General features: G+C 43.7%; 22 protein-coding genes. 11 read left to right on the forward strand and 11 right to left on the reverse strand.

The features are described from left to right. The first annotated feature begins 267 nt into the window (after window positions 1–267). A complete protein-coding gene (gene topA / locus W293_RS0104510; RefSeq protein WP_025651317.1) occupies window positions 268–2,934 on the forward strand; it encodes a type I DNA topoisomerase in 2,667 nt (888 codons plus the stop codon). 142 nt (window positions 2,935–3,076) lie between these two features. Here the strand turns inward: topA and W293_RS0104515 are convergent, their stop codons facing one another. The 3 genes from W293_RS0104515 to lon form a co-directional block, all read right to left on the reverse strand. Further along, entirely contained in the window at window positions 3,077–3,634 is a 558-nt protein-coding gene (locus W293_RS0104515; RefSeq protein ID WP_025651318.1) for a superoxide dismutase family protein, read from the reverse strand. A gap of 177 nt (window positions 3,635–3,811) precedes the next feature. After that, on the reverse strand, window positions 3,812–4,906 hold the full coding sequence (locus W293_RS0104520; protein WP_025651319.1) for a hypothetical protein: 1,095 nt from the start codon (window positions 4,904–4,906) through the stop codon (window positions 3,812–3,814). A gap of 144 nt (window positions 4,907–5,050) precedes the next feature. Continuing rightward, window positions 5,051–7,645, reverse strand: coding sequence for an endopeptidase La (lon, locus tag W293_RS0104525; RefSeq protein ID WP_025651320.1), 2,595 nt, complete (start codon window positions 7,643–7,645; stop codon window positions 5,051–5,053). A gap of 394 nt (window positions 7,646–8,039) precedes the next feature. On the opposite strand from lon, the gene W293_RS0104530 reads away from it, so the two are divergent. Beyond that, a complete protein-coding gene (locus W293_RS0104530) occupies window positions 8,040–9,413 on the forward strand; it encodes a Na+/H+ antiporter family protein (RefSeq protein ID WP_025651322.1) in 1,374 nt (457 codons plus the stop codon). A 127-nt stretch (window positions 9,414–9,540) separates the two neighbouring features. Then, window positions 9,541–9,756 carry a hypothetical protein gene (locus tag W293_RS0104535; RefSeq protein WP_025651323.1) on the forward strand — a complete coding sequence of 72 codons (216 nt, stop codon included), beginning with the start codon at window positions 9,541–9,543 and terminating at the stop codon, window positions 9,754–9,756. Window positions 9,757–10,018: 262 nt separating this feature from the next. Here the strand turns inward: W293_RS0104535 and W293_RS16080 are convergent, their stop codons facing one another. Genes W293_RS16080 through W293_RS0104550 form a run of 3 tightly spaced genes read right to left on the reverse strand, consistent with a single transcriptional unit; the run spans window position 10,019 to window position 11,349 of the window. Continuing rightward, window positions 10,019–10,468 carry a hypothetical protein gene (locus W293_RS16080; protein ID WP_025651324.1) on the reverse strand — a complete coding sequence of 150 codons (450 nt, stop codon included), beginning with the start codon at window positions 10,466–10,468 and terminating at the stop codon, window positions 10,019–10,021. A gap of 9 nt (window positions 10,469–10,477) precedes the next feature. Then, on the reverse strand, window positions 10,478–10,714 hold the full coding sequence (locus W293_RS0104545; protein WP_025651325.1) for a hypothetical protein: 237 nt from the start codon (window positions 10,712–10,714) through the stop codon (window positions 10,478–10,480). Beyond that, window positions 10,714–11,349 carry a 5-formyltetrahydrofolate cyclo-ligase gene (locus W293_RS0104550; protein ID WP_025651326.1) on the reverse strand — a complete coding sequence of 212 codons (636 nt, stop codon included), beginning with the start codon at window positions 11,347–11,349 and terminating at the stop codon, window positions 10,714–10,716. Before W293_RS0104550 ends, W293_RS0104545 begins: the two co-directional genes overlap by 1 nt. Window positions 11,350–11,544: 195 nt before the next feature. Between W293_RS0104550 and fumC the strand changes: the two genes are divergently transcribed. The 6 genes from fumC to W293_RS0104580 all read left to right on the forward strand — a co-directional run bounded on the left by fumC (window position 11,545) and on the right by W293_RS0104580 (window position 15,654). After that, complete coding sequence (fumC, locus tag W293_RS0104555) at window positions 11,545–12,948, forward strand: class II fumarate hydratase (RefSeq protein WP_025651327.1); 1,404 nt, start codon at window positions 11,545–11,547, stop codon at window positions 12,946–12,948. Between the two features lie 423 nt (window positions 12,949–13,371). Continuing rightward, window positions 13,372–13,803 (forward strand): hypothetical protein, encoded by a 432-nt coding sequence (locus W293_RS0104560; protein ID WP_025651328.1) that lies wholly within the window; start codon window positions 13,372–13,374, stop codon window positions 13,801–13,803. Window positions 13,804–13,887: 84 nt separating this feature from the next. Further along, window positions 13,888–14,238: an IS630 transposase-related protein gene (locus W293_RS0104565; RefSeq protein WP_025651329.1), complete on the forward strand. Its 351-nt coding sequence runs from the start codon at window positions 13,888–13,890 to the stop codon at window positions 14,236–14,238. Continuing rightward, complete coding sequence (locus tag W293_RS16710) at window positions 14,165–14,737, forward strand: transposase (RefSeq protein ID WP_156915633.1); 573 nt, start codon at window positions 14,165–14,167, stop codon at window positions 14,735–14,737. The genes W293_RS0104565 and W293_RS16710 overlap by 74 nt, the downstream gene beginning before the upstream one ends. A 260-nt stretch (window positions 14,738–14,997) precedes the next feature. Beyond that, the gene (locus tag W293_RS0104575; RefSeq protein WP_025651331.1) at window positions 14,998–15,276 is read left to right on the forward strand and encodes a type II toxin-antitoxin system RelE/ParE family toxin; all 279 of its coding nucleotides are present in this window, start codon (window positions 14,998–15,000) and stop codon (window positions 15,274–15,276) included. A 78-nt stretch (window positions 15,277–15,354) separates the two neighbouring features. Continuing rightward, complete coding sequence (locus W293_RS0104580; RefSeq protein ID WP_025651332.1) at window positions 15,355–15,654, forward strand: HigA family addiction module antitoxin; 300 nt, start codon at window positions 15,355–15,357, stop codon at window positions 15,652–15,654. A 5-nt stretch (window positions 15,655–15,659) separates the two neighbouring features. On the opposite strand, the gene W293_RS0104585 is transcribed toward W293_RS0104580, so the two are convergent. From W293_RS0104585 to W293_RS0104605, 5 genes are all read right to left on the reverse strand, one after another. Further along, window positions 15,660–16,544, reverse strand: a complete 885-nt coding sequence (locus tag W293_RS0104585) for a DMT family transporter (protein WP_025651333.1) — start codon at window positions 16,542–16,544, stop codon at window positions 15,660–15,662. A 295-nt stretch (window positions 16,545–16,839) separates the two neighbouring features. Further along, window positions 16,840–17,652 (reverse strand): MipA/OmpV family protein, encoded by an 813-nt coding sequence (locus W293_RS0104590; RefSeq protein ID WP_025651334.1) that lies wholly within the window; start codon window positions 17,650–17,652, stop codon window positions 16,840–16,842. A gap of 115 nt (window positions 17,653–17,767) precedes the next feature. Continuing rightward, window positions 17,768–18,766, reverse strand: a complete 999-nt coding sequence (locus W293_RS0104595; RefSeq protein WP_025651335.1) for a rhomboid family intramembrane serine protease — start codon at window positions 18,764–18,766, stop codon at window positions 17,768–17,770. 117 nt (window positions 18,767–18,883) lie between these two features. Next, complete coding sequence (locus W293_RS0104600) at window positions 18,884–20,113, reverse strand: alpha-hydroxy acid oxidase (RefSeq protein ID WP_037025673.1); 1,230 nt, start codon at window positions 20,111–20,113, stop codon at window positions 18,884–18,886. Between the two features lie 12 nt (window positions 20,114–20,125). Beyond that, on the reverse strand, window positions 20,126–20,398 hold the full coding sequence (locus W293_RS0104605; protein WP_227502374.1) for a glutaredoxin family protein: 273 nt from the start codon (window positions 20,396–20,398) through the stop codon (window positions 20,126–20,128). A gap of 244 nt (window positions 20,399–20,642) precedes the next feature. Between W293_RS0104605 and mtgA the strand changes: the two genes are divergently transcribed. Beyond that, window positions 20,643–21,329: a monofunctional biosynthetic peptidoglycan transglycosylase gene (mtgA, locus tag W293_RS0104610; protein WP_025651338.1), complete on the forward strand. Its 687-nt coding sequence runs from the start codon at window positions 20,643–20,645 to the stop codon at window positions 21,327–21,329. Window positions 21,330–21,915: 586 nt separating this feature from the next. Next, entirely contained in the window at window positions 21,916–24,090 is a 2,175-nt protein-coding gene (gene ppk1, locus W293_RS0104615) for a polyphosphate kinase 1 (protein WP_025651339.1), read from the forward strand. Window positions 24,091–24,197 lie beyond the last annotated feature (107 nt).

Below are 24,197 nucleotides of genomic sequence, written 5' to 3' on the forward strand. Positions count from 1 at the left end.
TAGTCTCCATTAATGGGCAATAAGCAAGCAGTTTTGCGGTGCCCCAATTATTTACAGTTGACAGTTCAGCGCCTAGCAGTGTAACGTCTTTGTACCTTTATTGCTGTTTTATGACTCGTATCGGCGTCGTTGCTTGCTTTATACCCTTTTATATCAGCAGCTATTATTACAATAAATCGCTGAGCTATGATGATCAGCTTCCATAAATTGCCGTGCTGCTGAATTTAACCTTACTTTTAAACTACTTATATTATGGTGTCGTCAAATATGGCAAAAACCACAACTAAAAAAAGTCCAGCTGCGGCTGCTGACAAAACTAAAGACAGTCCAAAGGGCAAGTCTTTGGTGATTGTCGAGTCACCAGCCAAGGCAAAAACGATCAATAAATACCTCGGTAATGACTTCGTCGTTCGCTCGAGTATTGGACATATACGCGATTTACCCGTTGGTGCGAGTAAAAGCGCGAAGAAGCCAGCGACCAGTAAAAAAGATGACAGTCTGAGCAAAGAAGAAAAAGCGCAGCAAGCACTAGTCAGACGGATGGGTGTCGACCCTGAGCATGACTGGGCGGCAGTCTATGAAGTATTGCCAAACAAAACCAAGGTCATCAAAGAGCTGAAAGCCTTAGCCAAAGACGCTGATAAAATCTATCTGGCAACGGATATGGATAGAGAAGGGGAAGCCATCGCTTGGCATCTCAAAGAAGTCATCGGTGGCGCAGATAGTAAATATGAGCGCGTGGTCTTTAACGAGATTACCAAAACCGCTATTCAAAACGCCTTTAAGCAACCATCAAAGCTCGATATTGACCGTGTTAACGCCCAACAAGCACGGCGCTTTTTAGACCGTGTCGTTGGCTTTATGGTATCGCCACTACTCTGGCAAAAGGTTGCTCGCGGTCTTTCTGCAGGTCGTGTCCAGTCGGTCGCTATGCGCTTGGTGGTCGAGCGTGAGCATGAAATTCGTGCCTTTATTCCAGAAGAATACTGGCAAATTCATGCTGATACTCACGTTGCTAGCAGTAAAAAAGACGCTGAGCAAATTGCCATTCGTTTAGAAGCAACCAAGCAAGGTGGCAAAACGCTAAAGCTTGTCAATAAAGAGCAGACGGATAAAGTCTTAGAAGTGCTTAACGCCAACGACTTTATCGTCAAAGAGCGTGAAGAGAAACCAACGCAATCACGTCCGAGTGCGCCGTTTATTACCTCGACATTGCAGCAAGCAGCAAGCACGCGCTTAGGTTTTTCGGTTAAGAAAACCATGATTTTGGCACAGCGCTTATACGAAGCCGGTCATATTACTTACATGCGTACCGATTCGACCTTTTTATCTGGTGATGCCCTTGCCGCCGTACGTGGCTATATCGAAGACAGCTATGGCAATAAATACGTGCCAGAAAAGCCAAACTTTTACGGTAATAAACAAGGCGCACAAGAGGCGCATGAAGCGATTCGTCCGTCTAACGTCAATATGAAATCAACCCAGCTAAAAGGGGTTGAGCGTGATGCCATCCGTCTATATGAGCTGATTTGGCGTCAGTTTGTGGCCTGCCAGATGCTCCCTGCAAAATACCTGTCAGTGAATCTATTCGTCGCTGCCAATGATGTTGAGCTAAAAGCCCGCGGTCGTACATTGGTGTTTGATGGCTTTACTAAAGTCATGCCACCAGCGAAAACCGACGATACTTTGCTTCCAGATGTCAAAAAAGGCGACAAATTAACGCTCGATAAGCTTGATCCGAGTCAACACTTTACCAAGCCACCACCGCGTTATACCGAGGCAAGCTTGGTCAAAGAGCTGGAGAAAAAAGGTATTGGGCGTCCATCGACTTATGCGTCTATCATCTCGACCATTCAAGATCGCGGTTATGTAAAGCTTGAAAATAAGCGTTTATTTGCCGAAAAAATGGGTGATATCGTCACCGACAGACTGACCGCAAGTTTTCCGGATTTGATGGATTACACCTTTACCGCCGCGCTTGAAGACAAGCTCGATCATGTCGCAGAAGGCGATACAAATTGGAAAGATGTCCTCGATAACTTTTATGGCGACTTCAAAACCACGCTTGATCGCGCCAAAGAAAAAGATGGCATGCGGCCCAATGATCCGACCGATGTGCCAGATGTCCATTGTGATATTTGTGGTCGTCCAATGCAGCTGCGTACTGGCTCAACGGGTGTGTTCTTAGGTTGTACGGGCTATAACTTACCGCCAAAAGAGCGCTGTAAAGGCACCAAGAACTTAATGCCAGTCGAGGCGTTTGCTAATCTTGATGATGCTGAAGGTGATGACGAAGCAGCTGAAGTTAAAGATTTGATGGAAAAGAAACGTTGCCCAAAAGATGGTACCGCGATGAACGGGTATATCGTTGATGGCGGTCTCAAGCTACATATCTGTGGTAACAATCCCGATTGCGACGGTTATATCTTAGAAGAAGGCAAGTTTGAAGTACCGGGTTCAGATGCCCCAACCATTGACTGTAATAAATGTGATGGGCAGATGGAGCTAAAAACCGGACGTTTTGGTCCTTACTTTGCTTGTCAGAAATGTGACAATACTCGTAAGGTACTCAAAACCGGCGAAGCTGCACCGCCGCGTATGGATCCTATTCATCTACCAGAGCTAAAATCAACCAAGCACGATGATTACTTTATCTTGCGTGAAGGGGCGGCTGGGATGTTCTTAGCAGCCTCTAAGTTCCCGAAAGTACGCGAAACACGTCCGCCAAAGCTGGCTGAGCTACGCGAAATCAAAGATAAGATGGAAGATAAGTTCCAGTATCTGTTCGCAGGTCCAGACGAAGATCCTGATGGCAATCCAACCATCTTGCGCTGGTCACGTAAGAAAAAAGAGCAGTATATCGGCTCTGAGAAAAACGGTAAGGCCACGCGTTGGGGTGTGTACTGGCGCAAAGGTGAATGGGTAGAAGAGTAAATTTCTTTAACCACTTTATCTCGAAGCTATATCTTTAAACCATAAAAAAACCTCTTAGATTATCTAAGAGGTTTTTTTACTATCAGTTTTTATGCTATTAAACGTATTAAACTTTAAAGGTTAATAGTTTAGTTAAAAACTATTAGATCTTTTCAATGATACCGCAAGCAACGCGATCGCCTGCATTACCAGCTGGTTGGCTAGTATAGTCATCTACGCCGCCATGAACGATAAAGGCTAGGCGGTTGACACTATATTTACCGGCATCAGCAGCAGATATTTTCTTGTTTACAAAGTTGATAGTAGCAACACCATCTGCGTTAGCGGTTAAGTTCGGCAAGTCGCCCGCATGACCATTCATATCATCAGGGTTAGAGTGCGGTTTGTTATCTGGGTTGAAGTGACCACCTGCCGCTTTACCCATATTACCGCAGCTACCTGTTTCATGAATATGCAATGATACCGTCTTACCTGGCTGCAAGTTCATCAGTTTACCGTAGACTTGTACGCCACCATCTACTGGGCGTAGGAATACTTGACCCACTTCACTATTGTTACCAGCGACTGCATTGATCGTCGATTTTAGCGCAGGTTGGTTAAGTGGATTACCGGTTTGCATCTGACCTTCTACCGTTTGGCAACCAGTCATCGCTAAAGCTGAACCACATAATAGCGCGCTTGCAAGAATTACTTTTTTCATCGTTTTCTCCGTTTATGTAAATAGTTGTTTCAAGTCTTTATATTTATAATCGTTACTGGCTTTGTTGCAACATTCGTTTATGTCGCAATCAGTATAGCCAACGACTCGGCATAGATATTCATTAAAAGCGCAACAATCGGTTAATAAATGTAAGTATCGTATGGATTTGAAAAGGGTTTACGGTGTCTTCTTTACTTCGTTTTGCCATACTAAGGTTTCGCCTGATTCTAACTTTTGAGTAAGGAGATAGCTGGATTCAGAGTTATTAGAAGGATTAGATACTCTCTGCTTATCAAGATTGATCAGTGTTAACTGACTAGAGCTATAAAGCATTAGGCGGCTAAGGCTTGATTCAATATCATCAATGTCATCACCACACCCTACCATCGTTGAAGGGTTGCCACCAATTAGCAACGTTTGATTAGTAGATAAAGCATAAGACCCACCAGCCCCATTGCATCCGACAGAAAACCCAACACCTTGGCTAAAACTACTTTGCTGAGGATGGCTATAATCATGTGAACCAAGTCTGTAGTTTGCAGTAATAGGTACATCTGGACGATTAAATTTATTAATAGTTTTATTGGTATCGTCAGTTGCACTAATAAGACGCCATTGGTATCGCTCTAATAATTCATTGGTAAGCGGTATGCCCGCCACACGATATTCAGGCTTGGGCGTACCCGAAAAAATCAGTGTTTTTCCTTTATTGGTTTTTAGAGCCAGCTGTTTTAATGTCTTGTTAGAATTCTGTGTAGAATTTGGTAGTACTGGATCAAATCTGAAAGCTGTATCTGAATAGGGTATAAAAACACCATTTACGACATTTCCTGTTTTGTTTTTGATTGTGTTTTTATTACTCAAATTTTCGATAATTGAATGGTTTACTGTGGTGCAGTTATCAGATAGTTCTCTGACATCGATTTGCCCGTAAAGGTACGGTAATGGTAACCACATATCAAAAGAAACTTGGTAACGCTGACAGCCTTCTGTGAAAGTTAAAAGGCTTGGATGTACCTCCATTATCAAAGGCAGCTTTTGGTTAAAAGGCTTGATTCGACCCTTATCATTGCTGACATGGGTTAGTTGCCACTCATATTTTGTGGTGGTTTGAAACAGTCTGGATTCAAGCGTGGTCGCTGACCAGTTTTTATCGTCGATAACGGTACTGGTTTGTGCTGAATGATTGAGGCTGTTGGTTTGGCAGCCTAATAAAGCGAGGGGTAGTAATGTGCTTATTACAACTAGAGGCACCCTTAAATGATTTAACATTGTACTTTCCTAATTAATAAACATTTGTCTAAAATATAGCACAGGGTCTTAACCAAATTGTTTTTTATTATTACCAAAAAAAGCCGCCCATCATGACGATGAGCGGCTCTTTAATTTGTAAGACTGGATTAGTAACGAATCAGATTAGCTATGCAGTGCTTTGCTTGAGGTTTTATCAACCGTCACCTTAGCAGGTTTAAGCGGTACTGGCATACTCACCAACGCAACTTTTAATATCTCATCAATCGTCGCGACTGGCTGAATAGTCAGACCAGCTTTGACGTTATCAGGGATATCGGCCAAGTCACGCTCGTTGGTCGCTGGAATCAACACATGCTTGATACCACCGCGATGTGCAGCAAGTAGCTTCTCTTTTAGACCACCGATGCGTAGGATTTTACCGCGTAAGGTAATCTCGCCTGTCATTGCAATATCTGGACGAATGGCAATACCAGTCAAGGCAGAGACCAGCGCTGTGGTAAGCGCACCACCAGCCGATGGACCGTCTTTGGGCGTCGCGCCTTCTGGCATATGTACGTGGACGTCAGTGGTTTTAAAGGTCTCATAATCGATACCTAAGCTGTCACCGCGGGCACGCACCACACTCATCGCTGCACGAATCGACTCTTTCATGACGTCGCCGAGTGAACCGGTAAAGCTCAGCTCGCCTTTACCTTTCATCGCTACCGCTTCGATGGTTAATAGCTCACCACCGACTTGTGTCCAAGCAAGACCCGTAATACGACCAATCTCAGGCTCTTCTTCTGCCAGACCATAGTCATACTGATGCACACCTAAATAGTCATCGATGTTTTTGTCATCGACTACGACCAGCTCACGTTCTGCTTTTTTCGGAGCGCGTGCACCATGAGTTTCGACTGAACCGCGAACCACTTTACGGCAGATTTTATTGACTTCGCGCTCAAGGTTGCGCACACCGGCTTCACGCGTATAGCTACGCACGATGCTATGCAATGCCGCTTCTACAATCTCAATTTCACCTTCTTTAAGGCCATTATTTTTGATCGCTTTTGGCACAAGATATTTCTGCGCAATATTGACCTTTTCTTCTTCGGTATAACCCGGTAGACGAATCACTTCCATACGGTCAAGTAGGGCAGGCGGAATATCCATGCTGTTGGCGGTACAGATAAACATCACTTGTGATAAATCTAAATCCATATCGAGATAATGGTCGTTAAAGGTATCATTCTGTGAAGGGTCTAGCACTTCAAGTAACGCCGATGCTGGATCGCCGCGGAAGTCTTGCGCCATTTTATCGATTTCATCTAATAAGAATAGCGGGTTTTTAACTTCGACTTTTGCCAGTGATTGGACGATTTTACCCGGCATCGCACCGATATAAGTACGGCGATGACCACGGATTTCCGCTTCATCACGTACGCCGCCGAGCGCCATACGTACAAACTTACGACCCGTTGCACGCGCAATCGATTCACCCAATGAGGTTTTACCAACACCCGGAGGACCGACTAAGCAAAGAATCGGACCGCGCAGTTTTTTCACCCGTGATTGTACGGCGAGGTATTCTAAGATGCGATCTTTCACATCTTGTAAGCCGTAATGATCTTCATCCAGTACCGTTTTGGCTTTTTCTAAATTAATCGAAACCTTGGTTGTGGCATTCCACGGCGTATCCAAGATCCATTCAATATAGTTGCGTACGACTGATGATTCACTCGAGGCAGGCGGCATCATTTTTAGCTTTTTAAACTCTTGCTCGGCTTTTTTGCGCACATCTTCTGGCAAGTCAGCATCTTCTAGGCGCTGCTCAAGCTCAGCCACATCATCTTCACCATCGAACGCGCCGTCATTCATATCTGACAGCTCATTTTTAATGGCTTTCATTTTCTCATTTAAGAAGTACTCGCGCTGATTGTCTTCCATCTGCTGACGAACGGCATCTTGGATATCTTGTTCGATATTTTGCTCAGCGCTTTGTTTGACTAAGTACTCAGTTAACGTATTGATATGGGTTTTGATATCGTCATGTTCTAAGAACGATTGCTTGACCTCAAGATCCATCGACACGCGGGTTGAGATGAAGTAAACCAGTTCAAGCAAATCATCGATGCGTTTTGCCACGCGAGTTAGCTCACGCGCATTACGCAAACGAGCATCCGCATAGCTTTCAAACAGTGTAGTTAAAGCTTGAATGGTATTTTTTTGCTGGCTCTCATCCATGTCGACATCAAGGTCAGCACGCTCAAAGCTCGCCATTAATAATTTGTCGTGATTTTCGATGTTATCGACGCGCGCACGGTACTGACCTTCGATCAATACTTTGATACAATTCTCATCGCTGTCATGAGGCATGGTGCTGACGATGCGGCACACGGTTCCGTACTGATACAAGTTATCTTGATCAATGTCTTCGGTCAGCGAGTCTTTTTGCGCCACGACCAATACTTTATTGCCATACTCAGCTTGTGCCAGTTCAACGGCTTTGACCGATGGCGCACGCCCTACGAACAAGGCAATTTGCATATGTGGATACACGACCACATCTCTCAATGCCAGTAGCGGTAGATAGTTCTGTTCACCTTTGTCTTTAGCATTCATGTTTTCAGCATCGTCTTGAGTAGATTCAGGCGTCGACTCTGACTCATTTTCCAACGTATCGTCAGCTGAGATATTTAGCGCATTATCATCAGAAACGTTAGATGATACGTCGACATCGATGTCGATATTGTCTTGGGCAATTTTATGTTCACTCATATATTCTTCCTCGTTCACCAGACTTGTAAAGTCAAGTTAGTGGTTCATGTTTAGATAAATGGTGCTCACAGATAAAATTGCAAGGCTTGGTGACCAAGTCATGCGCTTATCTTTGTTAAATAGTTATATCTTCTTTAATACAGCGATTCATCGCTGTGTTAATTTTATGAGTAATCATTGAAAGTCAGCATAGACAAAGTACTTATTGTTAGTAGGCAGCCAATATCTATTGGGTTCTATGCGTAGGTTTTATGGGCAAAATGAGGTAAACTGACGCGCGTCCGAAACCTCGCTTTTTAGAGTAAAGCATTTTAGGCGTTAGAGCGATATTGATAGGTCTTAAAATACTAATAAATCCTAACCAGACCAGGTTATAAAGAGCAAGGGGCAACATATGACCATCAACGCAGTATTATTGGCAGTCGTCATCATGTTAGGGCTGTCACTAGCGCGCGTGCACGTGGTGCTCAGTTTATTGATCGGTGCGCTGGCGGGCGGGCTGCTAGCGGGTCTCGGTATCACTGATACGCTAGAGGCCTTTCAAGAAGGCATCCGCAATGGGGCACAAATCGCTCTATCTTACGCGCTACTGGGCGCTTTTGCGGTAGCGATAGCTCATTCTGGTTTGCCGCAATCATTGGCAGGGGCGGTCATCAAGCGCATTGATGCCGGTGGCGCCAGTGGCATGATTAAGTATATGCTGTTTGCAGGCTTAATCACCATGAGCTGCTTTAGCCAAAACTTAATCCCCATTCATATTGCCTTTATTCCGCTGCTTGTGCCGCCGTTATTACTCGCCTTTAATCGTATGCAAATTGATAGACGCTTGATTGCTTGTCTGTTGACCTTTGGTTTGGTCACTACCTATATGTTTATCCCATATGGTTTCGGTGATATTTATCTCAATCAAATCATGTTAAAAAACGTCGGTGAAGCGGGCATTGATATTAGTAATATTTCAGTCACTAAGGCAATGGCGATTCCGGCGCTCGGTATGTTGTTTGGTTTGCTGACGGCGGTATTTATCAGTTACCGTAAACCGCGCCACTATCAGCAAATGGCGATAGATAAAGAAGCGCACGATGTGGTAAAAAGTGCAGTGGTAGCAGGCGATTCTTTAAGTAAAACCGCCACTGAGGCGCAAACACAAAGCAAGATGAAAACGCTGGTTGCTCTAGCCGCTATTGTCACTGCCTTTGTCGTACAGCTCTACACAGACTCGTTATTACTTGGCTCAATGTTTGGCTTTGCGGTCTTTATGGCGACCGGCGTGGTCAAGTGGCGTGAAGCGGATACGGTCTTTAATGATGGTATCAAATTGATGGCGATGATTGGCTTTATTATGATTACCGCGCAGGGCTTTGCCGAAGTCATGAAAGCGACAGGTGAAATTGCACCACTTATCGATGGCGCGACCAACTTGTTTGCGGGTAATAAAGCCATCGCTGCGTTGGTCATGCTCGGAATTGGTCTAGTAGTTACGATGGGTATCGGTTCATCATTCTCGACCATTCCGATTATTGCTGCGATTTATGTGCCGCTCTGTATTTCTTTAGGATTTTCACCACTCGCGACGGTGGCGATTATTGGTACGGCTGGCGCGCTTGGGGATGCGGGTTCGCCTGCGTCAGACTCGACATTGGGACCAACCTCTGGTTTGAATATTGATGGACAACATGACCATATTGAAGACAGCGTGGTGCCAACCTTTTTGCATTATAATATTCCGTTATTAGTGTTTGGTTGGATAGCGGCGATGGTGCTGTAGGTTTTTAACATGCGTGAAATTCTCAGTAGTTTTGTAGGGTGTACCGTGTGCACCTTACAGTTTTCATTGATTTTTAATTAAAGCTAACCTTTAGAAAATACAATCTATTAAATGCAGGATAGCTATTATGAATATTCAAGATTTTAGTCAAAATGAAGTAGAGTTGTTGTTACAAGGGCTTAGAGTTCTATTATCTGAAAAATCAAAGAGCGATCCTGAATTAATACAATGGTCGTATGTGAGAAGTGATCCTTATATGGAAGTATTTGCTATTGATAAGGCTAAATACGAAGAAGAGCGTAATTATATAATAGATTTAATTCGTAAGTTAGAAATAGGCTAATTCAGTTGTTAGAGACTAGATTTCAAACCCAACTTTGAAACGTCAAGCATTTTTCTACTAGCTGAGCTGAGTAGGGTGCGCACCAGAAAAGAAGTTAATCTCGACTATCGGTGCGCTGGGCGCACCCTACTCAAATCAAAGACCATCTTCATCAAAACATCTCAACTCACCGCTTAAACTACTCAAAAACTCATCACTTTGCGCCAGCAGTTGTAGGGTAACTTGTATTTTTAATTAGGTATGAAATTTCCTATCTTCATTACTAGGTTCTACGGAATACACAACGTAAAAAGAATGAGCAAGTCTGACAAAAGCAAATAACTAAAAACAGTAAAAATGATAAGAAAGTCCAAAAAATCATACAGCCTAGTGACGGCGGTGCATGCATTGCCACCATACCGAAGCAAAGTAAAAATAATGTGGTAATAATCAGCATGGTAAAAAACTTCCACCGGCTACGCATGTATACATCGATAGTAACGAGAAAGCTTAAATGGAAAAGCATCGCAACCACCAATATGACGACGAGCTCTATATCATATGAATGCGGCTCAGGAGCATCAATCATCTCTAGCGCATAAGGATTTGGCTCAAAGCCCGACATAATAATCTGGTAGACAAATACAACCCACAAAATAGCGAAAAAGAATCGTGGTGGTTTGTTTCGGAAGTAGCTAGCGACTGTCCTCATAGAAATTTTTTTTGTGCTCATGTGTCATACCTAATCATCAAAACCTCTCAACTCACCGCTTAAACTACTCAAAAACTCATCGCTTTGCGCCAGCAGTTTATTTAGACGATCTTCATTGACTAGCCTTGTCATCTCATCAGAATTAAAGGGCTGCTCTTGACTATAATATAACTGCTCTCTAGTGACTTCTGTTTTTTCTAATTGTCCCAGATGCTGCTCAACATTCTCGGCACTAGACTTATCATCAGAGGTTTTCTTATTAGTCATCAAAACCACCTTAAGCCACTTGGCGTAATTAAGCCATCTAGCGGCACATCCCACGGTTGACGCTCTAATTGCTCAACCACTTGAAAGTCGTAGCACCAGCCAATTTTCAACGGTTTTTTTAACCCTGCCTGATAGCTTTTACTAAGAGTCGTATCATAAAAGCCACCACCCATGCCCATACGATTACCGCTTTTATCAACCGCTACTAATGGACAGACAATCACATCTAATTCTCTCGCCCATAATAATCGACGATGATGATTTTGCTTCATCCCTAAGCTATGAATTCGCGTCGGTATATTCAGCAGTTTCGACTGATAAATAGGTACAAAGCGCAGGTGTTTATCTACGTTTCCCTTACTATCACGACCGAACGAACCAACCACTGGCAAGTAAGAAAAATAGCCTAAGTGTTGACACCAGTCCAATAGTGGCTGAGTGGGCAGCTCGCCAAAGCCATCATAATATAAGCCAATCTTTGCATGCGGCGGTAAGCGCTGCTGCAATTTAATTAAATGTAAACTTGCCATACGCGCGTATTGTCTACGCTCGCTAGCCGTTAGCTTACGACGTTGGCGGGTAAATTGCCGTCTCGGCGGATTGCTAACGGTAGATTTTTCTGACTCAGGATGCATAGATATACTATCCAATAATGTATTAAATTGATGATGGCTGGTACTTTTAGACAGCTGCAATGGCTATTTGTGAATATTCAACGCGCCCTAGTCATGCTATCATAACGCCACTTTACATCGTATTTTCCTTTATGTGCAGCGTGTGTTGCACTTTTTTCAAAGCAGCTATACAACAAACCATCAAAGAGGGTAGTTATGTCGACACAGAATCAGGCAACTCGTACCGAAAAAGATACCATGGGCAATGTGGAAGTCCCAGCTGACGCTTATTGGGGTGCGCAAACTCAGCGTAGCCGCGAAAACTTCAAAATCGGTGGCGAGACCTTGCCACGCCCAATGATTGAAGCAATGGCGCTAGTGAAAAAAGCCGCTGCCATTACCAATGCGAGCCTTGAGCGTATCGAAGGCGATAAGCGCGATTTAATCGTCCAAGCCGCTGACGAAGTCATCAATGGCGGTCTAACCGATCAGTTTCCATTAGTCGTCTGGCAGACGGGTTCTGGCACCCAGTCAAACATGAACATGAACGAAGTGCTTGCTAATCGTGCCAATGAAATCGCTGGTTCTGAGCGTGGCAGCTATACGCCGATTCACCCGAATGACCATGTCAACCATGCACAGTCTACCAACGACAGCTTCCCAACCGCGATTCGTGTGGCTGCTGCTCGTCAGATTAATAGCCTATTGATTCCAGCGGTAAAAGCACTCCGCGATACATTAGACGCAAAAGCAAAAGAATTCGATAGTATCGTTAAAATCGGTCGTACGCACCTGCAAGACGCCACGCCTTTGACTTTAGGTCAAGAATTCAGCGGTTATGTCAGCCAACTTGACCATTCATTGACTCGCATCGACAACGCGCTACAAGGTCTATATGAATTGCCACTAGGCGGTACAGCGGTTGGTACGGGTCTAAACGCCCACCCTGATTATGCGGTAAAAGCGGCTGAGCAATTGGCGACATTGACAGGTCTACCATTTGTCACCTCGCCAAATAAATTTGAAGCACTAGCGGCTCGTGATGCCGAAGTATTTGCTTCTGGCGCACTCAAAACACTAGCCGCTAGCTTGAATAAAATCGCTAATGATGTGCGTTGGTTAGCATCAGGTCCGCGTTGTGGTCTAGGCGAATTGACCATTCCAGAGAACGAGCCAGGCTCATCGATCATGCCGGGTAAAGTGAACCCAACGCAGTCAGAAGCAATGACTATGGTTGTGGCACAAGTGATGGGTAACGACGTCACTATCAGCATGGCAGGCGCGTCAGGTAACTTTGAGCTTAACGTTTATAAGCCAGTGATTGCCTTTAACTTATTGCAATCTATCCAATTGTTAGGCGATGCGTGTAATAGCTTTAACGACAACTGTGCCGTTGGTATCGAACCGGTAAAAGACAAAATCGATGATTTCTTGCACAACTCATTAATGCTAGTCACGGCACTGAATCGTCATGTCGGTTATGAAAACGCAGCGAAAATCGCTAAGACAGCTTATAAAGAAAACAAAACGTTGAAGCAAGTTGCCGTTGAATTGGAGCTGTTAACTGAAGCGCAGTTTGATGAGTGGGTAACACCTGCTGATATGGTGCATCCTTCTTAATATCAATCCAAAAACCTGACTAGCATTGTCAGATAAGCTGATTCTACAATTAGTAGCACTTGCGCTTGTCTTCCTCGCTACCCAGATTTTTAAATTCGATATTCTGATTGATAAAAAGACCTTGCCATCTCTTGTAAAAGGGTGTGTAAGGTCTTTTTTTGTCTATCAATTGAATCACCTACATCGCGCGCAACAATGTCTTACGCTCAAACAACAAGCATAATAATAGTTATAACAGCACCAACAAAAATTTTGCTTATAATGAGTACATAGATAAGGGCTCGTGAATCAAAGTTTTAAAAAAATTTTAAATCACGACAAAGACAATAAGAGCAAACGATTAGACTAACTAAAAATAGTTCGTCGCTAACGTCCATATTACTCTTATCTATGACCATTCTATTTATATCATTGAGGTAATTTATGAAAAAGTTAACTGCCGCTCTATCATCAGCTGGCATTATAATGGCGATGTTGGGTTCAGGTTCTGCCATAGCTTACTCGGACCAAGTAATGGAAGCGAGCGAAAGCTATGATACTGCCGTTAAAATTAGAGAAGTCAACTATACTTGCCAAAGCAACAAAAAAGTCAGCGTGACTTACGGTTTTAACAAAGAGTATTTACCGACCTTTGCAGAAGCCAATCTAAATGGCAAGAAAAGATTTTTACCTATTAACTTAGGTCGTTCTGACGATGTTGATACCGTGTTTGGTGATGAAGATAACTTTAGTATTATGACGGGCGCGCTGCGTTTGAATAACTATCATAAATCATCCGCCAATATTCAAAACGCTAAGAGTGAAATCCTTTATAAAGGCTGTAATGTTGCCTCTATCAGAAAGCTTAAAGGCTAGTTTATAGCAGGCTGATAAATATAGTCAATCCCACTTAAAAATGTTATAAACTAATTATCAAATTCAATTGTTATTATAAAGACCATGACTTACTCGCTAGATTTTCGCAAACAAGTACTAAAAAGCTTAGACGAGGGTATGACCTTTGCCGAGGCAGCTAAATTCTATAACCTCAGCCCAACCACCATACAAAACTGGAAGAGACGTGTTCATAGCAAAACAACCAGGCAAACCAAGCCCTATAAAATACCAGATGATGTGCTACTGAATGATGTCAAAGAACATCCCGACGATTACCAGTATGAGCGAGCACGTCGTCTAAACTGTAGTAAAACAGGCATTTATCATGCCCTAAAGCGCCTTGGTATCAGTCAAAAAAAAGACTTTAGAACATCCAAAAGCCTGTCCGATCAAAAGAGCGATATATCAGAATAAGCTTGATATCTTTAAACAACAAGGCTATCCCATTGTTTATATATACGCGCGCGGCTTTGAGCACGAGACTATTCGCTCTCATGGGTACACATTAATTGGTACACCTTGTATTGATAGCTACAATTGGCAAGGTAAAAAGCGAACCAACGTTATCGGTGCTCTGTATGAAAAGATGCTGTTTGCACTAGATTACTTTAAGCACAACATTAACAGCAGCATATTCTACGAATGGTGCAAGTTCACACTTATTCCAAGTCTTAAAACCAAATGCGTGATTGTGATGGATAATGCCAGATTTCATAAGAGTAAGCGTATTCAAAAGCTACTGAATAGGCATGGTCATCGTATTTTATGGTTGCCGCCGTACAGCCCTGATCTGAACCCTATCGAAAAGAAATGGGCTCAGGTGAAGTTTCTACGCCAAGGCTGGATGGAAAACGACTTATCCAAATTGTTTTATGATATTTGTCCTGGCCATAACAATTTTATTTTGAACTGACTATATAGAGAATTAAAAAGACCTTGTCATTTAATGTGGCAAGGTCTTTTTTTTGTATTTAGGTTTAGTGTGGGAGCTAATCCCGCTTTTCGCTACAATTAGGGCTAAATCTTGCTTCAATGAAAAACACCTAATTGGTGCGAAAAGCGATACTCTGTGTGTTTACATATCATTATTGATGTTTATCGATTATCGATATACTATAAGTAGTAGCACTACAACTTATTTTAAAAGCATAAATAAAGGGTATCGAGACTTGTATGATTGTTAATTTCAAATGTAGTGATACTCAAACTCTTTTTTCTGCTGGAAAAACAAAGCGCTGGTCAGCCATTAAAAATGTTGCAGAACGTAAATTACTACTACTAGATAATGCAACTATGCTAGAAGACTTGAAAGCTCCACCTGGCAACCGATTAGAAGCTTTACGTGGTGATAGAGAAGGTCAGCACAGTATTCGCATCAATGTGCAATGGCGACTTTGTTTCACTTGGACAGATCAAGGCGCTATAGATGTAGAAATTGTGGACTATCATTAATTTTATAAGAGATGTTATCAAAGATATAGAATATAGAATATAGAATATAGAATATAGAATATAGAAGAGAGAAACACTATGACTAAAAACGGTATGCGTCCCATTCACCCGGGCGAAGTATTACGAGAGGATTTTCTTGAGCCGCTGGGTATGAGTGCCAATGCATTGGCGCTGAAGCTTGGTGTCACACCTGCACGTATTAATGAAATCATACGTGAGAGGCGTGGCATTACAGCAGACACTGCCCTGCGTTTAGCCAAGTATTTTGGTGGTAGCGCTCAGTTTTGGTTAAATCTGCAGTCTACTTATGAGCTGCGTTTGGTTGAGACTGATGATTTACATTTTTTAGATGATATTGAACCTATTGAATATGCTTAACTGCGCTATCGAGCAATACTACCTTTATCTTTTTTCCTAGAATATATATTTAACGAGTTACCCGTTACTATCAGCAGCATACCAATGATTAAAGCTGCACTAAAGCTTTCAGAATACAAAAGCACACCGATGATTGAGATGAGCGGTAATCTGAACATATCCATAGTGACCACGAATGTGACCTCTGCATGTTGCATGGCTTTGGTCATACAATAATGCGCCGATAGTGCCGTTATGCCTATGATGACAAGCCATAGCCACTGAATACCTACTGGCGCTGTCCACCCTTCTATAAATAAGAGTAACCCCAGAGGTGCTTGTATCAAACACATCATAAAAATAATGGTGATTGGGCTTTCAGTATTAGAGAGTGATTTTGTGGCCACATGGGAAAAGGCATAACAAATGGCAGCGCCCAACACGATAAGTGACGCATAGTGAGCGACATCTAAGCTGGGTTGTACGATGACGATTACCCCAAGAATTCCTAAAAATACGGCAATAACCTTTTTTACAGTTATAGATTCTTTTAGGAAGAGATACGAGATGATTATTGTCCAAAAAGGGACAGTAAATTCGATAGCGAAAACGGTCGCCAAGGGCAGGAGTCCTATGCCCAAGAACCAGCCATATTGCCCCGCGAAATGAAATAGATTTCTGACTACGTGTAATTTAATACGCTTGGGGAATGAAAAACGACCTTTTTTCGATGAAGCGTTTGATGCAAAGCTTGATAACGATAGTATGGGCAATAATACCAATAGTCCGACGATACTTCGAAAGAATAAGATCTGAAAAACACCAATCTCACCGTTTAGCTCACGAGCACCAATGGCCATTAAACAAAATGAAGTGAGTGCTCCAATCATCCAAAGGGTAGCGTGGAACATAATGGTGCAATCCTGTATATAAAATCAAATCTGGAATTTATCTTATAGTTAATTTACTCTAAGAATGTTATGGCGAGGTTGATAGAAACTTTCGCAGCCTCTGTCTGCGTAGGCACAGCAAGCAAGAAAATTTCTATCAACCTCGCATCCAGATAAAGTAAATGACACTTTTATTTTGTACGAACTATATAGGCTAGTGTCTCATATCAACGAATTAACGCAATAAAAAAGCCAAGCAAAATGCTCAGCTTTTTTATCAAACTTCTTAAACTTATTAAACCTTAAATTTCAAATCTTAAAACTTATAAAGTAGACCAAGCGTTGTCGTGGCTTCAGTACGCGAGTCAACCATAGGGCTATCGTGTTGCTCATTTGGTAGATAGCTCAAGCTTTGGTTGGCAAATCCTGCCCAGCGCTCATTGAAATCATAGTTGGCACTGACATTGATGTACGGGTTCAAGCTCGAATTAGATTTATAAGCTGCAACGCCCGTTTCAGCAGATTCTTTTTCGCTCACGCCATAGTAGTATTCGTTATAATCTGCATTATGAAATTCAAAGCCAATGCTTGGATAGACCGTCAGCTTGTCTTTGGTGATTCGGGCCAGATAAGTCAAGCGCCCCGTATTGCCGCCACTACGATCCAAAATATCGGTCGCTACTTGCGCACGAAAGCCGCCGACAGGAGTATTGCGCTGATAAGTCAGACCAGCAGCAGCTGAGGATTTACGCTCGTCCAGACCAGCAAGCGCGCCTCTGGCATCATCAGGATCGAACTCATTACCATCGAATTGCGCATAAGCAGACAGCTGGTTGGTACCATCATTAATGATATAAGCGCCCGCTTGCGCCCCGCGTGCATAGAATTTATTGTTATCATAAAACACACCCGGCAATACGCGTATATCGGTGCTGTCTTCCAAGTCATAGGCTGAGTTGACTGCCATGACGTTAACGCCAACGCTGAGCTCAGCATCTGGATCAGCCGGCAAGTTTTTATTAAAAAAAGCGGCATTGGATATGCTAGCGACACTGAATAGTGCAGTGGCGGTCAAAGTGCTAAGCAAGACGCGCGTAGAGGTAGCGGATAGCGCTGAAAGTGTAAACATAATTAAGTCTCGTCAGTAGGTAAAAATAGCTGGGTAACCATAGAAGAATAAGGAAAGCTAAAATCAGCTGTTTGTTTCTATGTGCAGGTTAATGATCAAAGATAAGGGTCAGCGTTTATTCAACAGCGTTTAGCACTTGTAGTATTTGCTGATGAATATCCTGCCACCACCAAACAAAGCCAATGCTGATGAACAACATTACCAGCCATGGTAGCAGCTGCCACATAAGGGCAGGTTTGGCCGCTGTCTTTTGCTCGATGATGTCGGCACGATTATCGTTCATATTTATAGGTAAGTTTACACGAGTGTCATCAAAATGAGCATTATTATCCAAATTAATATTGCTCATCGTTGGCTGCTCGATATAGCTGGTTTGCTCATTGTTTTGGATGTTGCTTTGCTCGTTATTTTGAGCGGTGCTTTGAATGTTGTTTTGAATATTATCTTGATAACGACTCTGTTTGAGAGCGACCGTCTGCATGAGGGCTGCCGTACGTTGGCGATGAACGATACCGATGGCGAGTGCAATGATCAATCCTGTCACCGCGCCGCCAATATGTCCTGCATTGTCAATGCCAGGCACCGCAAAGCCGTATACTAAATTGATGCCCATAATCAATATCAGACTTTTTAAATTGAGCACTAAGCCATTGACCGATATTTTAAACAGCGCAGCTATCAAAAGAGCGGCACCGATGCCCATGATACCACCAGAGGCACCGGCCGACAGCCCCGGTTGCCCCGTGCCATCCAAGATACTCTGCCACGTCACATAACTATTCAGTAAGTTGCCACCGATGGCCGCGAGTAAAAACAATGCCAAAAATTTAGCGGAGCCAAACATCGGCTCGGCGATTTGCCCAAAAAAATACATGGCAAAACCATTAAACAATAAATGCATCAAGCCAATATGCAAAAACGCGCTGCTGACCAAGCGCCATGGATCATCGCCCATGGTAAAAGGCAGCGCATTGGCACCCCATTTTAGCAGCGCTTCAGTTGAGGGGTTATTGGCATCGACACCTGTCAGCACCTGCATGATAAAAAGTCCGATAAAGCTGACTAATAGCAGGGTGGTCACGGGTGCCGTTTTTAAAAGCTGTTGGATGGTCATAAAAGCCGAGTATCAATTAAAAAGATTAAGGCGATTATAAAGGGTAAGGCCACTATAAAGAAAGCCACTCCTAAAAAGCCACTCCTAAAAAGCCATCGGCAAAAAAGCAAAAAGCAATCAGCGTCTAGGGGTGGCATTATCAGTGATATAAGGCGGTGCCAATTTTAGCTGCTCATACGTTCCTTTGACCAATATATTATCTGTGACTTGATTGATATCGGTATGACCACAAAACGCCATGCTAATATCGCACTCGTTATAGATAAGCTCAAGCGCGCGGCGTACCCCATCCTCACCATAAGCACCAAGCCCATACAAGAATGCTCGTCCAATCATGGTGCCTTTCGCGCCAAGCGCGATTGCTTTGAGCACGTCTTGACCGGAGCGAATACCGCTGTCGAGCCACACCTCGATATCACTGTTTTCGGCATGGACCGCCTGCACAATGTCAGAAAGCGCAGAGATAGAAGACAGCGCTCCATCCAATTGACGGCCGCCATGGTTGGAGACCACTAGCGCGTCCGCACCGCTACGCGCGGCTAAAATAGCATCTTCCGGCTCCATAATACCTTTGATAATGAGCTTGCCGCCCCATGCGTCTTTGATACGTGCCACATCATCCCAACTTAGGCGAGGGTCAAACTGTTCTGCAGTCCACGCTGACAGCGATGAGATATCTTCAACATTTTTGGCGTGACCGACGATGTTGCCAAAGGTGCGGCGCTTGGTGCCGAGCATATTAAGACACCATTCTGGCTTGGTCATTAAATTTAAAATATTAGCCAATGTGGGTTTCGGCGGTGCGGATAGACCGTTTTTGATGTCTTTATGACGTTGTCCCAGTACCTGTAAGTCCGCAGTCAAAATCAACGCAGAACAGTTTGCTGCTTTGGCACGGCGAATCAAATTTGCCATAAAGTCCTGATCACGCATGACATAAAGCTGAAACCAAAACGGCGCACTGGTATTTTCAGCGACGTCTTCGATAGAGCAGATACTCATGGTCGATAATGAAAAGGGCACACCGAACTTTTCAGCTGCCCGCGCGGCATGAATTTCACCATCTGCCCACATCATGCCTGTGAATCCCGTTGGCGCAATGGCGACAGGCATCTTGGCTGATTCGCCAATCATCGTTGTCGCTAGACTGCGGTTGTCCATATCGACCAAGACGCGCTGGCGCAATTTGATACGATCGAAGTCAGTCTCGTTGCTGCGATAAGTGGTCTCAGTCCATGAGCCTGAATCGACATAATCATAAAACATGCGCGGTACTTTGCGCGCGGCGACTCGGCGCAGATCTTCAATTTCGGTGACTTTTTTTAAAGTTGGGCTCAAGTTTTTCATTATCCCTCTCGCTTATCTATTCCATAACTGCTGTAAATCCATGACTGAAAATGGATAATTTAGAAGCTGCGTCTTTGTCAGGAGCACCGGAATGCTGGTAGCAAATTCCATCATCAATGACTCATCGAAGTCAGCGATATCGACATATTGGTAGGTAAGTGGCTGTACCGCCCGAAACTGTGTTAATAGTTGCTCAGCGACATCACATAGATGACAGCCAGAAGTACCAAGCAACCACCATTCATCGAGGTTTTTAGAGTCATTAAGCTCAGGGCACGCTGCCATAACGCGGTTCCGTAATAGGGTTATATTATTATCATTATGCATGTTTCTACTCTTATGTTAAGCCTTGTCGCAAAATACTTGTGTGCTGTTTTTAAGCCGACATACCAATGTGGCTTAGCCGTTATGACATGATAAAGAAATGGGGTAAATAATGACAGCGATTGTGAGATTAGGTAAGATGAGCTGCAGTTTATGATTCTCAATTTTATCTTATTATCTTTTTATCCACTCAGGTAGCGCACGCATGGCAAGTTTTGGCAAATTTATGAAACGAGTGTTATTGGCATTCATGTTATTGGTCGTGGCATTTCATATGCTGGTGGCAGGACTGCTATTAATTTGGAAAACGCAGCCAATTAACAACAGCATGTTTATGCTTACCCATCGCTTGAGCGGCGGTACGGTCACGCAGACGTGGGCTGAGTACGATGCCATCGCCAAATCAGCCAAGCAAGCGGCAATAGTGAGCGAAGACTCGACGTTTAGCCAACACAATGGCTTTGACATAAAGGGCATCGAGCTGGCGATGAAAAAAAATGAGGAGTCTGGCACCACCTCGGCTGGCGGCTCGACCATTACTCAGCAGCTGGCCAAAAATCTATTTTTGACGTCGCATCGCTCGTATATTCGTAAAGGCGAGGAAGCGGTAATCACCGTGATGATCGAAACATTTTGGGACAAGCAGCGTATCTTGACCGCCTATCTAAATGTCGCCGAGTTTGGCAATGGCATCTATGGTATCGATGCGGCGGCGCACCATTATTTTGATAAATCTGCTGCCAATCTCAATCGTGATGAATCCGCGCTACTCATTAGTATGCTGACCAATCCTAAATACTATGAAGACAATCGCAGTGATAGACGCCTACGTAATAAACAGCGTATTATTAAAAAACGTATGAAGAATGCGGTCTTGCCACAAGCGGCTTAATGAGTATTTACTAACAGTAGTTTTTTGAATGATAAATAGCAGGGTAAGTAGTACGATAAACTCATGACATGATTGATAGTCATATGGTTGCAATGATAGAACGTCACTATATTATGAACGCCACTATATATAGGGTCTGTTGAACATTCAAATATCAGGACTGCTGATTGCTAAAATAGTCCCAAACCTTTTATCAAATCAGGCGTAAACCGACGATAATGTCGAGACCTTAGCTAGGTTTACAACAACGTTTGAGGTGATTTTAGTATCAGCCTTTCAGGGCAGGACTGTTTTTTGCCAATACATGGCGAAATTGTCTAACCTAGAACGACTAGGCGTCAAACATTTCACTGCGTATTGTCTAAAAAATAGCCACTGCCAGTGCCACATTTGAATGTTCAACAGACCCTAGGTATCAAAATAAATTTGTTTAAAATAAGTGATTAAATAAAGTTACGGATACAGTGAAGTTAGCCATAAAAAAAGATAGGTAATGGCAGTAAAAATAAATTACATCAGTGATGATATATCGATAATGACAGGGGATGGCAGTATGGTGGATATTAATAATCAGAATAAAAGTGTCATGACTAACGATAATGCCACTGTTAACGAGCTGAATATACAGCAACTGAGCCAGCAGCTGACCGATATTGCATGGCAGCGCTCTGAAGATGGTAGCTATTCACCCAGCAGTTATATCAATCGTGACCTGTCCTTATTACAGTTTCATTTGCGGGTCTTAGCACAAGCCGCCAGTTCTCGTCATCCGTTACTTGAGCGCCTATTTTTCTTGATTATTTTTTCATCAAATATAGACGAGTTCTTTGAGATTCGTGTCGCTGGCATTATGCAAAAGTTAAACCTCGGTGATGTGGTCAGTAGTCCGCATGGCATGCGCCCAAGTGAAGTGTTGGCAGAGTTATCCGCCGTCACCCATGAGGCGATTGATAAGCAATATCGTATTTTGAACGAAGACATCTTGCCAGCGCTTGCCAAGGAAGACATTCGTTATCTAAAACGTGACGAGCTGAATGCTGAGCAATCGGCATGGATGAAACGCTATTTTACTGAGCAAGTCTCACCAGTGCTGACCCCTATAAGTATCGATCCGGCGCATCCGTTTCCAAGATTGGTTAATAAGAGCCTCAATTTTATCGCCACTTTAGAAGGCAAAGATGCCTTTGGTCGCGATATTAATCTGGCGATTGTCCCAGCGCCGCGCAGTCTGCCGCGCGTGATTCGTCTGCCAGACGAGCTGACCGGTGGCAAAGAGCACCATGTCATGCTATCGGCTGTCATTCATGAGCATATCGGCGAGCTGTTCCCCGGTATGAATGTCACGGGTTGCCATCAGTTCCGACTCACGCGCAACGCAGACTTGGACTTGGCCGATGATGTCGATGATATTGCCAAGGCGCTAGAAGGCGAGCTTGAAAATCGCCGCTTTGGTGACAAAGTGCGGCTCGAGGTAACGACTGATTGCCCAACACCGATTAGTGATTACCTGCTTAATGAGTTTGAGCTACATGACAATCAGCTGTACCGCGTCAATGGCCCTGTGAACCTGACGCGCTTGCTGTTCGACTTTAACATACCCAAGCTGCGTTATCAGCCTTTTACCCATATCGTGCCAAAACCCTTTCGCCGCGAGCTGGACAAGCTTGATAAGAGTACCAGTATATTTTCTGCCATGCGCAAAGGTGATGTCTTGGTGCATCATCCTTTTCATGCGTTTTCACCGATTATCAATCTGCTTTGGGAAGCGGCGAGCGATCCCAAAGTATTGGCGATTAAGCAGACATTGTACCGCTCAGGCACCAATTCAGAGATCGTCAAGGCACTGGCTGCTGCGGCTCGTAATGGCAAAGAAGTCACGGCTGTCATCGAACTACGCGCCCGTTTTGATGAAGCGTCCAATATCGCCGTCGCCAATTTTTTACAAGAGGCTGGGGCAGTAGTGGTCTATGGGATTGTCGGCTACAAGACCCATGCCAAGCTGATGCTTATCGTGCGCCGCGAAGACGATCGCATTCGCCGTTATGTGCATTTAGGCACCGGCAACTATCATGCGGCCAATGCCAAAGTCTATACCGACTACGGCTTGTTCAGCGCTGACCCTGACATCTCAGAAGACGTGCACAAAATTTTCCAAGAACTGACGGGTATGGGCAAGCCTGCCAATCTAAAAAAACTGTTGCACGCGCCATTTACCTTGCACGAAAAGTTAATGAGCTTTATCGATGATGAAATTGCCCATGCCAAGGCTGGCAAGCGCGCGCATATTATTATCAAAGTTAATGCGTTGACGGAACGTCGCCTGATCGATAAGCTATACGATGCCTCGCAGGCAGGTGTCAAAATAGAATTAATTTTGCGCTCCATGTGTTGTCTGCGCCCCCAAGTCAAAGGCTTGTCTGAAAACATCACTGTACGCTCGGTTATTGGGCGCTTTTTAGAGCACACACGCATTTATTACTTTTATAATGATGGTGATGAGCGCTTGTATTGCGGCAGTGCTGACTGGATGGATCGTAACCTCTTCCATCGCGTCGAAGTCGCCTTTCCGATCGAAGATAAAAAACTGTTTAAACAGATATATCAAGATGGGCTACTTAACTATCTGCAAGACAATGTCCAAGCTTGGGCGCTTAATGGCGATGGTATTTGGCAGCAAATCCAACCAGCTGCTGACGAAGCGCCGCATATTGCTCAAGACCATTTATTACGGGTAATCAATCACGTTGGCGAGCCAGTATAGGCAAGACCTTTAATCATAAACGGCTTGGATGCTGTAGTTCGTGGTTGGTTATTCAATGTAACCATATTGATGGCCTTTCAGCGATGGGGTTTGCTTTACGACAATCT

It is taken from the genome of Psychrobacter sp. TB67 (genome assembly GCF_000511065.1).
Lineage (GTDB): Bacteria > Pseudomonadota > Gammaproteobacteria > Pseudomonadales > Moraxellaceae > Psychrobacter > Psychrobacter okhotskensis.

Bases quoted from the DNA above. Each gene is read 5' to 3' on its own strand.
- topA (WP_025651317.1), top strand. From the start codon at position 268: ATGGCAAAAACCACAACTAAAAAAAGTCCAGCTGCGGCTGCTGACAAA.
- W293_RS0104515 (WP_025651318.1), bottom strand. From the start codon at position 3,634: ATGAAAAAAGTAATTCTTGCAAGCGCGCTATTATGTGGTTCAGCTTTA.
- W293_RS0104520 (WP_025651319.1), bottom strand. From the start codon at position 4,906: ATGTTAAATCATTTAAGGGTGCCTCTAGTTGTAATAAGCACATTACTA.
- lon (WP_025651320.1), bottom strand. From the start codon at position 7,645: ATGAGTGAACATAAAATTGCCCAAGACAATATCGACATCGATGTCGAC.
- W293_RS0104530 (WP_025651322.1), top strand. From the start codon at position 8,040: ATGACCATCAACGCAGTATTATTGGCAGTCGTCATCATGTTAGGGCTG.
- W293_RS0104535 (WP_025651323.1), top strand. From the start codon at position 9,541: ATGAATATTCAAGATTTTAGTCAAAATGAAGTAGAGTTGTTGTTACAA.
- W293_RS16080 (WP_025651324.1), bottom strand. From the start codon at position 10,468: ATGAGCACAAAAAAAATTTCTATGAGGACAGTCGCTAGCTACTTCCGA.
- W293_RS0104545 (WP_025651325.1), bottom strand. From the start codon at position 10,714: ATGACTAATAAGAAAACCTCTGATGATAAGTCTAGTGCCGAGAATGTT.
- W293_RS0104550 (WP_025651326.1), bottom strand. From the start codon at position 11,349: ATGCATCCTGAGTCAGAAAAATCTACCGTTAGCAATCCGCCGAGACGG.
- fumC (WP_025651327.1), top strand. From the start codon at position 11,545: ATGTCGACACAGAATCAGGCAACTCGTACCGAAAAAGATACCATGGGC.
- W293_RS0104560 (WP_025651328.1), top strand. From the start codon at position 13,372: ATGAAAAAGTTAACTGCCGCTCTATCATCAGCTGGCATTATAATGGCG.
- W293_RS0104565 (WP_025651329.1), top strand. From the start codon at position 13,888: ATGACTTACTCGCTAGATTTTCGCAAACAAGTACTAAAAAGCTTAGAC.
- W293_RS0104575 (WP_025651331.1), top strand. From the start codon at position 14,998: ATGATTGTTAATTTCAAATGTAGTGATACTCAAACTCTTTTTTCTGCT.
- W293_RS0104580 (WP_025651332.1), top strand. From the start codon at position 15,355: ATGACTAAAAACGGTATGCGTCCCATTCACCCGGGCGAAGTATTACGA.
- W293_RS0104585 (WP_025651333.1), bottom strand. From the start codon at position 16,544: ATGTTCCACGCTACCCTTTGGATGATTGGAGCACTCACTTCATTTTGT.
- W293_RS0104590 (WP_025651334.1), bottom strand. From the start codon at position 17,652: ATGTTTACACTTTCAGCGCTATCCGCTACCTCTACGCGCGTCTTGCTT.
- W293_RS0104595 (WP_025651335.1), bottom strand. From the start codon at position 18,766: ATGACCATCCAACAGCTTTTAAAAACGGCACCCGTGACCACCCTGCTA.
- W293_RS0104600 (WP_037025673.1), bottom strand. From the start codon at position 20,113: ATGAAAAACTTGAGCCCAACTTTAAAAAAAGTCACCGAAATTGAAGAT.
- W293_RS0104605 (WP_227502374.1), bottom strand. From the start codon at position 20,398: ATGGCAGCGTGCCCTGAGCTTAATGACTCTAAAAACCTCGATGAATGG.
- mtgA (WP_025651338.1), top strand. From the start codon at position 20,643: ATGGCAAGTTTTGGCAAATTTATGAAACGAGTGTTATTGGCATTCATG.
- ppk1 (WP_025651339.1), top strand. From the start codon at position 21,916: ATGACTAACGATAATGCCACTGTTAACGAGCTGAATATACAGCAACTG.